General features: G+C 54.9%; 13 protein-coding genes. 5 read left to right on the top strand and 8 right to left on the bottom strand.

The window, feature by feature from the left end; all coding sequences use genetic code 11:
* Positions 1–22: 22 nt before the first annotated feature.
* Positions 23–1,822, top strand: coding sequence for a DEAD/DEAH box helicase (locus K0I31_RS02685; RefSeq protein WP_220079812.1), 1,800 nt, complete (start codon positions 23–25; stop codon positions 1,820–1,822).
* A gap of 60 nt (positions 1,823–1,882) precedes the next feature.
* Here the strand turns inward: K0I31_RS02685 and K0I31_RS02680 are convergent, their stop codons facing one another.
* Complete coding sequence (locus K0I31_RS02680; RefSeq protein ID WP_220079811.1) at positions 1,883–3,010, bottom strand: NAD(P)/FAD-dependent oxidoreductase; 1,128 nt, start codon at positions 3,008–3,010, stop codon at positions 1,883–1,885.
* A gap of 389 nt (positions 3,011–3,399) precedes the next feature.
* On the opposite strand from K0I31_RS02680, the gene K0I31_RS02675 reads away from it, so the two are divergent.
* From K0I31_RS02675 to K0I31_RS02665, 3 genes are all read left to right on the top strand, one after another.
* Positions 3,400–4,071, top strand: coding sequence for a tetratricopeptide repeat protein (locus tag K0I31_RS02675; protein WP_258406559.1), 672 nt, complete (start codon positions 3,400–3,402; stop codon positions 4,069–4,071).
* A 79-nt stretch (positions 4,072–4,150) separates the two neighbouring features.
* A complete protein-coding gene (locus K0I31_RS02670) occupies positions 4,151–4,975 on the top strand; it encodes a tetratricopeptide repeat protein (protein ID WP_220079809.1) in 825 nt (274 codons plus the stop codon).
* Between the two features lie 94 nt (positions 4,976–5,069).
* Positions 5,070–5,924, top strand: a complete 855-nt coding sequence (locus K0I31_RS02665; protein ID WP_220079808.1) for a tetratricopeptide repeat protein — start codon at positions 5,070–5,072, stop codon at positions 5,922–5,924.
* A gap of 42 nt (positions 5,925–5,966) precedes the next feature.
* Here K0I31_RS02665 and K0I31_RS02660 read toward each other — a convergent pair whose 3' ends face one another.
* The 7 genes from K0I31_RS02660 to metB all read right to left on the bottom strand — a co-directional run bounded on the left by K0I31_RS02660 (position 5,967) and on the right by metB (position 13,198).
* A complete protein-coding gene (locus K0I31_RS02660) occupies positions 5,967–6,338 on the bottom strand; it encodes a hypothetical protein (RefSeq protein ID WP_144199810.1) in 372 nt (123 codons plus the stop codon).
* 31 nt (positions 6,339–6,369) lie between these two features.
* Positions 6,370–6,585 (bottom strand): cysteine-rich CWC family protein, encoded by a 216-nt coding sequence (locus tag K0I31_RS02655; protein ID WP_223294755.1) that lies wholly within the window; start codon positions 6,583–6,585, stop codon positions 6,370–6,372.
* An 82-nt stretch (positions 6,586–6,667) separates the two neighbouring features.
* A complete protein-coding gene (locus K0I31_RS02650; RefSeq protein WP_434086908.1) occupies positions 6,668–7,729 on the bottom strand; it encodes a c-type cytochrome in 1,062 nt (353 codons plus the stop codon).
* Positions 7,730–7,739: 10 nt separating this feature from the next.
* Positions 7,740–8,339: a c-type cytochrome gene (locus K0I31_RS02645; RefSeq protein WP_220079807.1), complete on the bottom strand. Its 600-nt coding sequence runs from the start codon at positions 8,337–8,339 to the stop codon at positions 7,740–7,742.
* Positions 8,340–8,463: 124 nt separating this feature from the next.
* The gene (metF, locus tag K0I31_RS02640; RefSeq protein WP_011864328.1) at positions 8,464–9,354 is read right to left on the bottom strand and encodes a methylenetetrahydrofolate reductase; all 891 of its coding nucleotides are present in this window, start codon (positions 9,352–9,354) and stop codon (positions 8,464–8,466) included.
* Between the two features lie 264 nt (positions 9,355–9,618).
* Positions 9,619–12,012: a bifunctional aspartate kinase/homoserine dehydrogenase II gene (locus K0I31_RS02635; protein WP_220079806.1), complete on the bottom strand. Its 2,394-nt coding sequence runs from the start codon at positions 12,010–12,012 to the stop codon at positions 9,619–9,621.
* A gap of 19 nt (positions 12,013–12,031) precedes the next feature.
* A complete protein-coding gene (gene metB, locus K0I31_RS02630) occupies positions 12,032–13,198 on the bottom strand; it encodes a cystathionine gamma-synthase (RefSeq protein ID WP_220079805.1) in 1,167 nt (388 codons plus the stop codon).
* A 224-nt stretch (positions 13,199–13,422) separates the two neighbouring features.
* Between metB and metJ the strand changes: the two genes are divergently transcribed.
* Complete coding sequence (gene metJ / locus K0I31_RS02625) at positions 13,423–13,737, top strand: met regulon transcriptional regulator MetJ (protein ID WP_011864325.1); 315 nt, start codon at positions 13,423–13,425, stop codon at positions 13,735–13,737.
* Positions 13,738–13,769 lie beyond the last annotated feature (32 nt).

Below are 13,769 nucleotides of genomic sequence, written 5' to 3'. Positions count from 1 at the left end.
TTACACCACAAGGCTACAACCCATGTCATCCAGTGAAAAAACTTTCCGCGAACTCGGCCTGTCCGAGCCTTTGTTGCGTGCTCTCGACGAGCTAGGTTATGAAAAACCTACCCCGATCCAGGCCGCCAGTATCGACCCCCTTATGGCGGGTAAAGATATTCTAGGCCAGGCGCAAACCGGTACGGGTAAAACCGGTGCCTTTGCCCTGCCCCTGCTCAACGCTATCGATCCTAACCGCAACGTACCACAAATTCTGGTACTGGCGCCGACCCGCGAACTGGCGGTACAGGTTGCCGAAGCCTTCGGTAGCTACTCCAAATTTATGAAAGGCCTGCACGTACTGCCTATCTACGGCGGTCAGAGCATGCATCAACAGCTTAACGCCCTGCGTCGTGGCCCTCAGATTGTCGTGGGTACACCGGGTCGTGTCATGGACCACATGCGTCGTGGCACCCTGAAGCTAGAGACACTCAACGCCTTGGTACTCGATGAGGCCGATGAAATGCTCAAGATGGGCTTTATCGACGACATCGAGTGGATCCTGGAGCACACGCCACAGGAGCGTCAACTGGCACTCTTCTCGGCCACCATGCCAGAGCAGATCAAGCGCGTCGCCAACAAGTACCTGCAAACGCCGGTACACATCAGCATCGCCGCCAGCCACACAACAGTTGAGTCTATCGAGCAGCGCTTCGTGCAGGTGTCTCAGCACAACAAACTCGAGGCCCTGGTACGCGTACTGGAAGTAGAAAACACCGAAGGTATCATCATCTTCGTGCGTACCCGTAACTCTTGTGTCGAACTGGCCGAGAAACTGGAAGCCCGCGGTTATGCCTCATCGCCACTGCATGGCGACATGAACCAACAGGCCCGTGAGCGCGCCGTCGATCAGCTTAAGCGTGGCAAGCTAGATATCCTGATCGCCACCGACGTGGCCGCCCGTGGTCTGGACGTTGAGCGTATCGGTCACGTGATCAACTATGATATCCCCTACGACACCGAAGCCTATGTACACCGTATCGGTCGTACCGGCCGCGCTGGTCGTACCGGTATGGCGATTCTGTTCGTCACCCACAGAGAGATGCGCATGCTGCGCACCATCGAGCGTGCGACCAAGAGCCGTATCTCGCCGATGAACGTGCCAAGCCCTGAGACAGTGGCCGAGCGTCGTCTGTCGCGTCTGGGTGAGCAGGTTTCGAACACCATAGACAACGAGTCGCTGGACTTCATGCATGGCGCCGTCGCCCAGCTGTGTCAGCAACTGGAAGTGGACACCGAAGTACTTGCCGCCGCACTGCTCAACATGGTGCAGCAGGAGCGTCCTCTGCAGCTGCCTCCTATTCAGGAGCGTCAGCGCGATAGCCGTGACGAGCGCAACTCGCGCGACCGTGGCGACCGCTCAGATCGTGCTCCTCGTGGCCGCCGCGAATCGCGTCCGACCCCGGCAAACCTGGGTCAGGCAGATACCCTGAAAGATCATCCAGACGTCAAGATGTGCCGTTACGTGCTAGACGTGGGTCGTGACCATGGTGTGGGCGTGGGCAACATCGTCGGCGCCGTCGCCAACGAAGCCAACATCGACAGCCGTTACATAGGCCAGATCCAACTGTTCGATCAGATCACCTCGATCGATCTGCCAGAAGGCATGCCAAAGGATGTCCTGCAACACCTGAAGAAGGTGCGCGTATGTGGCAAGCCGCTAAACATCCGCGAAGCGGGCAGCGAAATCGTTAACGCCAGCGATGACAACCGTACACCGCGTCGTCGCAAGCCTGTGGGTGAGCGCAAGTCACACCGCAAGGGTAACAGAGACAACAGCTAACGCCCGTCCCTGGCGCGATTAAAGCGCGATCTCAGAAAAGGAGCCTATCGGCTCCTTTTTTTATGGCGCCCCTAACTGCCGAGAGACCTGCTCGGCAATGGCCAGACTCGCCGTTAATCCGGGGGATTCGATTCCCAGCAGATTCACCAAGCCAAGTATGCCATGCTGCGCCTCCCCCTGAATCAAGAAATCAGCCACCTCGGTGTCATCGGGCCCTTGCAGCTTAGGGCGGATCCCGGCGTAATCCGGAACCAAACGATCGATATCTAAGCCAGGATAATAACGCGAAATCGCCTGATGAAAACGCTGGCGCAGCGTTGCGGGCACCCGATAATCTTCCTGTGAGTCGGGCGTCAGATACTGGGTATCCGGGCCAAACTTAAGCTGACCGCCGAGATCTAAGGTTGCGTGTATTCCTAAGCCTTTCAGCCCTGGCTCGGGCACGGGATAGATGAGATGCGAAAACGGACTCTTGCCCTGATAGGCAAAGTAATGCCCCTTGCACCAATAAAGGTTTGGAATGAGGGACTCTGCCAGCCCCTCAATACGCGTCGCCACCTCTGTGGCATATAATCCGGCGCAGTTGATCAGATAGCTGGTCTCCAGACTCACCCGCTCCCCTTGCTGCATCAGCTCCACCCTAAAGCCGCTGGCATCGGCCTGGGCGGCGATAAACTCGGTATGGGGGCAGAATATCGCGCCATACTCCTCCGCCTCGGCCAGCAGACTCAACATTAAGCCATGACTATCGACGATACCGGTAGAGGGAGAGAGTAACCCGGCAGATGCCTTGAGCGTCGGCTCGAGCGTCAGCAGTTGACGGCGACCAAGCGGCACAAGATCATCGACCCCATTGGCCCGAGCTTGGGCCAGCAAGACGTCGAGCTGCGCCTCCTGCTCGGCCTGAGTCGCCACTATCAGCTTACCCAAGGGATTCACGGCGACACCCCGGCGACGACAATAGGCATACAGCTGCCGTTTACCCTCAACGCAAAGCTGCGCCTTGAGACTCCCCGTCGGGTAGTAGATCCCTGCGTGGATCACCTCACTGTTGCGACTGCTGATGCCAGTACCTAAGTTCTCGGCGCGATCTATGATCAACACATTACCAAAACGCCGACTCAAGCTAGCCGCCACCGCTAGCCCAACCACACCGGCACCGATTACGATCGCATCAAGCTTGTCCATCACCCCCCCTTGCCAATCCTGCCCTTCCTACCAGACAACTTGAGCCCCTTAATGCCAACAGGCTAAATATCTGACCTTGTTCTGAATAGATTAAAAACTCCTAAATCGAGCCCGCTCTTAGCCATGCCGGGAGAGGACTAAGAGATCACCAAACATTAGCACTTTAGTACTATGGCACTCTCCATTAGTTACTGATAGTAATAGTTATTAACATTTTACTAAAGGATATCGGCATGCAGCGAATCGTGAATAAGCTTTTGTTAGTAGCAGCTTTGGTCGCGATAGCCCCTCTTTGCAATGCAACTCAGTTAGCCCCTTGTAAAACGGCAGAATGCGAGGCCTATTTTGACGCCTATACTATCTTGACCAAACGGGGTCATTCGAGCGCAATGGCGACGCTTGGTGAGCTCTACTACTCGGGCTATGGCACGGAAAAAGATCTCGATAAGGCCTTTAAGTGGTTTAGACGCGCCGCCAAGTTTGGCCACACCACGGCGCAATATAAAGCCGGGATCATGTACTTGCAAACCTCTGCATACCAAGATATCGACAAAGGGATCGCTTTGCTAAAACGTAGCGCCAAGGCGACGTTTTCACCAAGCGCGCTAGCCTTAGGCAAGATCTACCTGCAAGACAAACTTATCCCAAGGGATCTTGCCGCAACGGACAGGTGGCTGACGCTCGCTTATAAGCTCAACAACTTAGAGGCAATGAAATTTGCCAAAACCCTTAGAGAATCGACCGATACTGCCAAGCTCCCGCTGCCTAAACTGTTTGCACTTGTCGATGCCGAAAAGCCCGTCGCGGCCGACAGTAAATCATCATTGGAAGAGATGGAGATAATACTGGTTGAGGCCCCTGACTATGCCGCCTATTTCGATGAGGAGATAGCACAGCTTAATCAGAGTCGTCCCGACACGGCAAAGGGAACCGGGTCCAGCATCGCCGGACGAACCTGCTCAGATATCTGGGCCTGTAGTAGCGAGGGCGACAGCGAACGCATTAGAGATCTACAGTTATCGGATTGGGGCAATATCGCATTGGCCTTAAATGTTAGGTAAATCCATTTCAACGAGTGGTACTTAAAGCCTCTTTCAGGCTTAAAGAGTTGGAGTTTTGTCAGCGCTATCAAAGGACGAGATGATGAAGAAGAGACTCAAAGCTCTCTCAGTTGGACTAAGCCTGTTGGCGGTTACCTCCCAAGGCTTTGCCGCCGGGCTTCCCGAATGCGACACGGCTGAATGCCAGGAGTATTTCAAGGCCTATACCATCTTGACCAAGCGAGGGCATTCGGACGCCATGGCGACCCTGGGCGAACTCTACTATGCTGGCTATGGCACAGAGAAAGATATGGAGCAAGCTTTCAAGTGGTTTAGACGTGCCGCCAAGTTTGGCAATACCACGGCCCAGTACAAGGCCGGGATCATGTATCTTCAAGATTCAAATGATCAAGATATCGACAAAGGCATCACACTGCTCAAACGCAGCAGTAAAGTCGGTTTCTCTCCCAGCGCCTTCGTATTGGGTAAAATTTATCTTGGCAACGAACTCGTTAAACAAGACCTTGCCGAAGCCGATCACTGGCTAGCCAAGGCCTATGAGCTCAACAACCAAGAGGCGCAAAAATTTGCCAAGCAACTTAAAGCGTCCCAACAAGGCCAAACACTCGCCCTGCCAACGCTTTATGCCCTGCTGGATGCGCAAGCCAGCAATAAACCTGGCAGTAATGCACCTGTCGGTGAGATGGAAACCATCACTGTCACTGCGCCTGACTATACCCAGTTTTTCAACGACGAAATCGCCCGTCTCAACAACAGTCGCCCAGATACGGAAAAAGGCACAGGATCCAATATCGCAGGCAGAACCTGTGCCGAATTGTGGGCATGTAGTACGGAGGGAGACAGTGAGCGTATTCGCGACTTCCTGCTGTCTGACTGGGGAAGGATAGCTCTTAGTTTTCGATAATGTTTTCGATAATATCAGCCTCAACAAGATGTACTCTGAGCCGATTGAGGCATAGAGGGTTGAAGCACATCAACCACCAAAATAGGACAATATAATGAAAAGGATAATCAAAACACTCTCAATCGGCTTGACCTTTTGGGCTATTACTTCAACGAGTTACGCTTCGGGATTGCCTGAGTGTGACTCGGCAGAATGTAAGGAATATTTTAAGGCCTATACCATCTTGACCAAGCGAGGTCACTCAGACGCCATGGCAACTCTGGGGGAACTCTACTATGCAGGTTACGGCACCAAGAAAGACAACAAGAAGGCGCTGAAATGGTTTAGACGCGCCGCCAAGTTTGGCAATACGACGGCACAGTACAAGGCAGCAGTCATGTACCTGCAAGAGACCGACTATCAAGATGTCGATAAGGCGATCTCGCTCTTGGAGCGCAGTATGAAGGTCAACTTCTCTCCAAGTGCCTTAGTGTTAGGTAAGGTTTACCTCAACGATACTCTGGTCAAGCAAGACCTTACCGAAGCCGACAAGTGGCTATCTCGCGCCTATGAGTTGAATAATGCCTCGGCTAAAGTCTTTGCCGCTAACCTGAAAAAATCAGAACTGGCCAAGACTCTGCCGCTACCTAAGCTATATGCCATGGTCGACGCAGACAAGGACGCCAAACCAGGCAGCAATGCCCCTGTGGGTGAAATGGAAACCATCACAGTAACGGCACCCGACTATAACCGCTATTTCGACGACGAAATTGCCCGCCTCAATAACAGCCGCCCAGATACAGAGTCGGGTACCGGCTCCAACATCGCCGGACGCACCTGTGCCGAGATGTGGGGATGTAGCACAGAGGGTGACAGTGAGCGTGTTAGAGATGTATTGCTGTCTGACTGGGGAAGAGAGACCATTCCATTTAGAATCGAAGGCCCTAACTACTACCCAAGCTCCCGTTAGCGCATAAGATGAAAAAAGAGGCGAATTCGCCTCTTTTTTATTTTACAGGGCGTCGAAGTCGACGCGATAGGCTAGCGCATCACAGCGCAAGAACTCAGGACAATCGTTATTGATTTTATGATCGACACACTCCATGACGACTATGCCGTTAGCTCCCAACTTCTGCGCCTTATATTTGAGATTGCCAACCAATAATGACTCGGTCGGTTTCGGCTGAGTAGAGCGGGTACGGCACATAGAGGTTGACACTTTCCCCAGAGAATCCGCCTTATAACGGCCAATTTCGGCCATACTATACTCCTCCACCTTAGAGGTCTTTAACGCTTCTTCAGGTGAGATATTGGTCGTCAGCGTTAAATTGCTACATCCCGCGAGAACAAGCAGGCCTAAGAGCATGATGGCGCTATTTTTCATAAATATTCATCCTTAAATAATTGATTGACCATTAATCGACTCGCTTAACCCCCAACTCAGCCTCCAGCCTAAGCGCCTCGGCGCAGGCCTGGCAGATACAAACATCTGGGGCTATGGCTTGAGGCAACTGCGCCTTGGGCGCAAACGTCTGATGATGACACCAACAGGTATCACTCTCACGCCCCGCCACTACGGCGCATTGATTGGGCTGGTGACACAGGGGGCACTGACTGGCATTGGTGCGCATAGAATCCATAGAGACTGAGTGTTAGCCGTTAACGTTAACACTCAGTCTCTGGCGGAACAAGCTTAAGGCTTATTGCTTAGGCTTACTGCTTAACCGGATTGATAGGATAGGATTGAGTGCCGAGCACGGCCCCCTCACCCACACTCTTGCCGTAATAGCCTTGATGCTGGTGATAGCGCTTGCTCAGCTCCATCACCTTATCGCCTTCCAGTCGCGGGTCCTGTGGTCGTTCATGGGAGACCACAAAGGCAGCCACGTCCCAGGCCTCCTGATGCGATAGCTGCACACTCTTACCCAGAGGCATATTCTCATAGATGAAATTGGCCGCCGTGTTAACCCTATGCATGCCAGCTCCCCAGTTAAAGCTGTTCGGCCCCCACAACGGCGGCAGGCTATAGACACCGCCCATGGCTAACCCTTCACCGTTTTCACCGTGGCAGGACTGGCAATGAGCCCGATAGACCTGCTCGCCGCGCGCAGGTGAATAAGCCTGTTCGGGCTTAGGGATGGCGGGGAAGCCTCTGCCCGGCAGCTTGGCACGCTCATCGAGTGTCGTGGCCTTGGCGATCGCCTCGGGCAAGACAAAATCCTCCCGCTTGCCACCTTTGAGCAGCTCGGCATCGCTCAGCTCGGGCACGGCGCCTGTCACGCCGAACTTATCCATCAGGCCGCCCATGGCTAACCAGTAGGAGTAGGCCGACAGCGCCACCAGGGACTCGCTGCCCGACTCGGGCGCCTTGCCATTCATCGAATAGGTGAAACAACCCTGGATCCGTTCCTGATAGCTGTTCACCTTATCGTTCTTCTTGCGATAGGCGGGATAGGCCAGATAGGCGGCCCACAAGGGAGAGGCATTGGCCCTGCGTCCTGCGTCCATATGGCAGTTGACACAGTTCAGCTCGTTGCCCACATATTGGCCCCTAAGCTGTTGGGTATTGACGAACAGCTGATAACCCAGGCGCACCTTGTCGCCGAAGGCACCTTCGGGGATGCTGGCAAGCGAACGCATCTTAAGATAATCCGCATCCTGCGCTGGCGCCGCCAGTTTCAGCTCAGCCTGCTTATCGGGTAAGTCACCCGCCTGTACGTTATTGCCAAGGGCAAACAAGAGTAGGCCGCTGAGTGTCATTAGATTCCTGTTCATATCCGCCTCCCTACTTCAACGTGGCAAAATAGTCGGCCAGGGCCGCTATCTCATCCTGGCTCAACTTGCTGGCGATATTGCCCATCATGTTATCGATATCCCCCTTACGCGTGCCCGACTGCCAGGCCATCAGCTGTGTCTTGAGATAGCTGGCCTGCTGCCCCGCCAGACGCGGGAACTGGCCTCCACCTATCCCCGAGGGGCCATGGCAAGAGACACAGGCCGGCAGGGTGCGCTGCCAGTCCCCTTGATAGACCAAGGTTTCCGCCACGCTCTGATAGCTAGTTTGGCTACCGCGTGAGGCTTGGGAAAAGTCAGGCACTGGCTGAGCGGCAAAGTAATCTGCCACCTGATTGATGGCCTCTCCCTGCACCGTCATCGACATGGGTGTCATGCTGGGGTTTTGTCTGTCGCCTTGCTGAAACAGGTGGATCTGCTTGGCAATATATTCGGAAGAGAGTCCGGCGATACGCGGCGCGATAGGCTCTATGCCCATCCCGGTCGGGCCATGACAACTGCCACACAGGGCGGCGGCCGGTGGCATCTCGTTGGCGGCCATCGCCTGACTACTCTGGAAAAGCACTGTCACTCCGATAAGCATTCTATACATATCAACCTCCTTATTGGCTGTGGTCAATCATAGAAGAAAAACCACACTAGGACTATTGATAATAGGTATAAAAAAGCCCCACCTATCGAGGCGGGGCTAGACGTCTATTCTGGCTAACGAAATGCTATTTACCGGGTCTTACCCCAAGGGTATGGCAGATGGCATAGGTTAATTCGGCGCGGTTCAGGGTATAGAAGTGGAAGTCTTTCACCCCTTCACGCGACAGCACCTTGACCATGTCGATGGCCACGTTGGCCCCTACCATCTGGCGGGTCGAGGGGTCATCGTCGAGCCCTTCAAACTGCTTATGCAGCCAGCTTGGGATAGACACATTGGTCATGCCGGCGAAGCGTTTCAGCTGAGTAAAGTTGGTCACTGGCAGTATGCCCGGTACTATCTCCACGTCGATACCGGCGGCCACGCAGCGGTCTCTGAATCTCAGGTAAGACTCCACATCGAAGAAGAACTGAGTGATGGCGCGGTTGGCCCCCGCATCTATCTTCTTCTTGAGGTTGATCAGATCCGCCTGGGCATTGGGCGCATCCGGGTGCACCTCAGGATAGGCCGCCACCGAGATATCGAAGTCGGCCACAGACTTAAGCAGGCGCACCAGGTCGTTGGCAAAACGGGTCGGCTTAGGACTGCCCGCGGGTAGATCGCCTCGTAGCGCAACGATGTCACGTATGCCCGAGTTCCAGTAGTGCTTCGCCAGCTCGACCAGCTCTTCGTCACTGGCATCGACTAGGGTCAGATGGGGCGCCGCCACCAGATCTGTCTCCTTCTGAATACGCTCGATCACACCATGGGTACGATCGCGAACACCAGAGTTGGCACCATAGGTTACCGAGACAAACTTAGGCTTAAGCGGCTCCAGGCGTCTGATGGAGTTCCACAGAATGGTTTCCATCTCGGGGGTGGCCGGTGGGAAAAACTCAAATGACACATTGATATCACCATTAAGCTCAGACAAGCTTTGATTCAATGAATTGGCGTGTTGTGCGTGATGAAAAGCCATCTTAATTCCCTCAGACCTAGAGCAAAAAATATTTTAGACGTTTGGACGTCTATATGTCCATATACTAGAGAAACTCAGAGTGATGTCAAGCCCAAAAATTGCCTCATTAAAAAACAATCTGTTTATAAGATAGTCCGAAAGTGAAACGGCAGACACAGGCGAGCCGATCCCGCCGAGTGACCCCGGCGAAATATGCTGAGAAAGCGAGTAAGAATGAAGAGATAAAGGGTAAAAAAAGGGCCGATTCGAGATCGGCCCATTTAATTACTCTTGCAGGAGATCTCGGCAGATCTGCGCCAGATCCGACTGCACCGCGGCAGCCGTCACCTCGCGCCCGGCGCCCGGACCACGGATGATCAGCGGATTATCCTGATAGAAATCGCTGCGAATGACGAAGACATTATCGCCCGGCGTCAGATTGGCATACGGGTGGCTCCTATCGACCCACTGGATCCCCACCTTGGCCTTGAGCTGGCCCTGGTCTGAATCCAATGACGCCACATACCTGAGCACCTTGTTCTGCTCGGCAGCAGCCTGATATTGCTGCAACATCTCGCCATCAAGCTCCGCCATACGCTTGATGAAATCATCCAGCGGGATCTCAGCCAGCTTAGTCGGCACCAGAGACTCCAGCTCGATATCGTCCAGCTCTATGTCGTAACCTATCTCACGGGCCAAGATCAGCAACTTGCGCTGCATGTCCCGGCCGGAGAGATCGTCGCGGGGATCCGGCTCGGTAATGCCCAGCCCCTTAGCCTCCAGCACCAGCTCGGAGAAGGGTTTCTTGGCATCATAGTGCTCGAACAGCCAACACAGGGTGCCGGAGAAGATGCCGCCGACCGCCTCTATGCTGTCGCCGCTGTTATGCAGATCGTTCAGCGCATGTTGCACCGGCAGGCCCGCACCACAGCTGGCGTTATAACGCCAGAACAGACGACGATTGCCCAGTTGCTGTTTCAGCTCCTGATAGAAGGCCAGCGGCCCAGAACCCGCCAGCTTGTTGGCGCTGACGATATGGATGCCGCGGGCAAAAAATTCGGGGTATTGCAGGGTGAGATCGGCGCTGGCACTGATGTCCAGGGCGATCAACTCATCGCAATTTAGTGCCTGCAACTGCTCGAACAGATGAGTGTACTGCCAGCCGGTGCCGCGCTCCTCGAAAGCCTGCTGCCAGCTGCTTAAGTCAATATCCGTCTCGCTCAGCAGCGCCTTCTTGGAACTTAAGAGTCCCACCAGCTCGACGCTGACCTCAAGCTCTTTATTGAGCACGGGGCGAGCCCGCTTGAAGAGATCGATCCAGGCTTCGCCTATGTTGCCTATGCCCAGCAGCAAGACACCGATACGCTTGCGCGGACCGGCGCAGCGTCTGTGCACCTTCTGGGTCAACAGGTTCACCTGCGCCTTAGGCACCAGAGTCACCAGGCTCAGGCCATCATTACACAGAGGATGGGCCTCACGGCTCAACAGACGCGAGAAACCGCGGCGATAGAGGCTGGCATCGGCGCTTACCAGGGCCACCAAACCGAGATCGTCGCGCAGCTGTAACTCATCGATTCCCAGCTCGCTGCGCTTGGCCTCGAAGATCGCCTGGGCCTGCTTCTGATTTTCATGGGTAAAGGCCAGCTCGGCGCGGCCGTGGGCCAACGACCAATAGGCCAGTGGCGTCAGGCCAGCCTGGGCAAAACAGGCCAGCAACTGCGGCAACTCGACCCCTATGGTTAGGCTAAACAGGCTGACGCTGGAGAGGCTGGTCACCACAGGGGCACTGGCCGACGAGCTCTTAGGGGCGATCAGGGTAAAATCTGTATGAGGGGCGTAGCTTGAACGCACCGCCAGGCTCACTTCGGTGTCGAACAAGGGCTGCAGTGTACGGTTATGCAGCACTGGAGAGCCAAGGTGCGCCAGGCGATTCGCCTCGGTGAGCGACATGCTCTTGAGCAACTTGGCATCGTTAATTCGGTTCGGGTCGGCGTTGAACACCCCTTCCACATCTGTCCAGATGGTGACGCGTTCGATATCCGCCAAGCTGGCCAGCAATGTGGCGCTAAAATCTGAGCCGTTACGGCCCAGCAACAGGGTATCGCCCTGCTCGTTGGCGCAGATAAAGCCGGTGATCACCAGACGCTCCTGTGGATGAGCCTCGAGCAGCGCCTGCACCTTCTGGCGCGACTCGCCAAGGCGGATCTGCGGCACGGCGCCTTCATCGGCGACCAAGAGGGTGCGGGCATCGACATCGGTCGCCGCCACGCCAGACTCGCGCAGCAGCGCCGCCAGCAGACGGGAAGACCAGCGCTCGCCGAAACTCACCACCTGATTACGTTGATAATCGTTGAGCTCATCGAGCGACAACAGGCTGGTCAGCTGCGACTTGTCGGTGGCCAGTCGCTCTCTCAGGCTACGGGCCTGCTCGTTGGAAAGCAGCTGCTCGATTAGATTCTGCTGGTAACTCACCAGCACCTGTAACTCTTCCTGCCACAGCTGATCTGTGTCGCACAGCTCCAGCAAACGATATAGGAAATTGGTACTCTTGCCCGCGGCCGACACCACGATAAGATCATCGCTGTGGCCGTGGGTCAGTAAAATGTGGGCGACGCGGCGGTAACAATCTGCATCCGCTAAACTAGAACCACCAAACTTATGCAAATGACATCGTGTCATTATCTGCTCCTCAAACCCTTTAACTACTTACCGCGATAGCCGCTTCTAAACCCGCAAGAATATCTGCCACCAGATCCTCGCCATCTTCTATGCCCACTGACAAACGGATCAGGGTATCTTTCACGCCCGCCTCACGGCGCGCCTCCGGGTCCATGGCTCTGTGGGTCATGGTCGCGGGGACCGCCACCAGACTCTCTACGCCTCCCAGACTCTCGGCTACCGAGAAGTATTGTAACGCATCTAAAAAGGCAACGAGTGCCGATTCGCCACCTTTTAATTCAAAACTCAGCATAGCGCCGAAGCCCTTCTGCTGTCTGGCCGCAATTTCATGGCCTGGATGCTCGGCAAGCCCCGGATAATACACTTTTTCCACCGCCTTGTGGTCACAAAGCAGTGCCAATACCTTCTGAGCGTTGGCTTGGTGTTCACGAATGCGCACCGCCAGGGTTCTCAGCCCCCTCAGGGTCAGGTAGCTGTCGAAGGCTGACCCGGTGAGACCTAGGGTGTTCGACCACCAGTGCAGCAGCTCGCCCACCTCAGGGTCTTTGGCCACCACGGCGCCGCCCACCACATCGCTGTGACCATTGATATATTTGGTGGTGGAGTGCACCACGATATCGGCCCCCAGCAACAGCGGCTGTTGTAACACAGGAGAGAGGAAGGTGTTGTCCACCACCACCTGAGCGCCCACCTTATGGCTCGCCTGAGCGATGGCCTCGATATCGACTACTCGCAGCAGCGGGTTAGAGGGGGTCTCCAGCCACACCACCTTGGGTGACTGGGTCAGCGCCTGCTCAAGCGCACGCTCATCGGTTTGATCCACCACCAGGAGCCTAAAGGCGCCCTTCTTGGCCAGGTTGGTGAAGAGACGATAGCTGCCGCCATAGCAATCGTGGGGCACCACCAGCAGATCCTCTGGGCCTAACAGGCTGGTCACCAGGGTGATGGCGGCCATGCCGGTGCAGGTCACCACGCCGGTCGCCCCTTGTTCCAGTTCGGCAATCGCATCGCCGAGAATGGAGCGGGTCGGATTACCGGAACGGCTGTAATCGAACGCCCGCGGCTGTTGATGCCCTTCAAACGAGTAGTTTGTCGACAGATAGATAGGCGGCACCACGGCACCGTGCTGAGTGTCTGACTCTATGCCTCGTCGTACGGCGGCGGTGGCTAGTTTACGCGCTGTCATCTTCAACTCCTCAATATGGATCTGGGCAGGCACCTCGGACAAAAGAGATGTCTGGACGTCTAAATGTACCTAAGCCGGTAGTGGGCGTCAACAACTTTTGGACGTTTAGACGTCCAAACATTTAGAAATCTATTTGCATTTGCCAAAAATTCGAGGCAATAATTTGACTGTAATTTGTAAGGGTTTAAAATCTGCACCGAATTTTAGAATTTACAGGTGAGTCAATGACTGAGTGGAATGGCGATTATATCAGCCCCTATGCTGAACATGGTAAGAAGAATGAGCAGGTAAAGAAGATCACTGTCTCTATTCCTCTTAAGGTGCTTAAGGTGTTAACCGACGAACGCACCCGGCGCCAGGTCAACAACTTGCGTCACGCCACTAACAGCGAGCTGCTGTGCGAGGCCTTCCTGCACGCCTACACCGGTCAACCACTCCCCCAAGACGATGACCTGTCTAAAGACAAGCCAGATAGCATCCCAGCCGAAGTCAAACGTCTGATGACCGAGATGGGCATAGAGTGGGAAGAGATGGAGTGATCCACTCACACACGAATCGATAGAGGGATCGC

The organism is Shewanella spartinae (genome assembly GCF_019457555.1).
GTDB classification, from domain to species: domain Bacteria; phylum Pseudomonadota; class Gammaproteobacteria; order Enterobacterales; family Shewanellaceae; genus Shewanella; species Shewanella loihica.
This window is presented reverse-complemented; position numbering and strand designations above follow the sequence as displayed.

Bases quoted from the DNA above. Each gene is read 5' to 3' on its own strand.
- K0I31_RS02675 (WP_258406559.1), top strand. From the start codon at position 3,400: ATGGCGACGCTTGGTGAGCTCTACTACTCGGGCTATGGCACGGAAAAA.
- K0I31_RS02680 (WP_220079811.1), bottom strand. From the start codon at position 3,010: ATGGACAAGCTTGATGCGATCGTAATCGGTGCCGGTGTGGTTGGGCTA.
- metJ (WP_011864325.1), top strand. From the start codon at position 13,423: ATGACTGAGTGGAATGGCGATTATATCAGCCCCTATGCTGAACATGGT.
- K0I31_RS02645 (WP_220079807.1), bottom strand. From the start codon at position 8,339: ATGTATAGAATGCTTATCGGAGTGACAGTGCTTTTCCAGAGTAGTCAG.
- metF (WP_011864328.1), bottom strand. From the start codon at position 9,354: ATGGCTTTTCATCACGCACAACACGCCAATTCATTGAATCAAAGCTTG.
- K0I31_RS02655 (WP_223294755.1), bottom strand. From the start codon at position 6,585: ATGCGCACCAATGCCAGTCAGTGCCCCCTGTGTCACCAGCCCAATCAA.
- K0I31_RS02685 (WP_220079812.1), top strand. From the start codon at position 23: ATGTCATCCAGTGAAAAAACTTTCCGCGAACTCGGCCTGTCCGAGCCT.
- K0I31_RS02650 (WP_434086908.1), bottom strand. From the start codon at position 7,729: ATGAACAGGAATCTAATGACACTCAGCGGCCTACTCTTGTTTGCCCTT.
- metB (WP_220079805.1), bottom strand. From the start codon at position 13,198: ATGACAGCGCGTAAACTAGCCACCGCCGCCGTACGACGAGGCATAGAG.
- K0I31_RS02660 (WP_144199810.1), bottom strand. From the start codon at position 6,338: ATGAAAAATAGCGCCATCATGCTCTTAGGCCTGCTTGTTCTCGCGGGA.
- K0I31_RS02635 (WP_220079806.1), bottom strand. From the start codon at position 12,012: ATGACACGATGTCATTTGCATAAGTTTGGTGGTTCTAGTTTAGCGGAT.
- K0I31_RS02665 (WP_220079808.1), top strand. From the start codon at position 5,070: ATGAAAAGGATAATCAAAACACTCTCAATCGGCTTGACCTTTTGGGCT.
- K0I31_RS02670 (WP_220079809.1), top strand. From the start codon at position 4,151: ATGATGAAGAAGAGACTCAAAGCTCTCTCAGTTGGACTAAGCCTGTTG.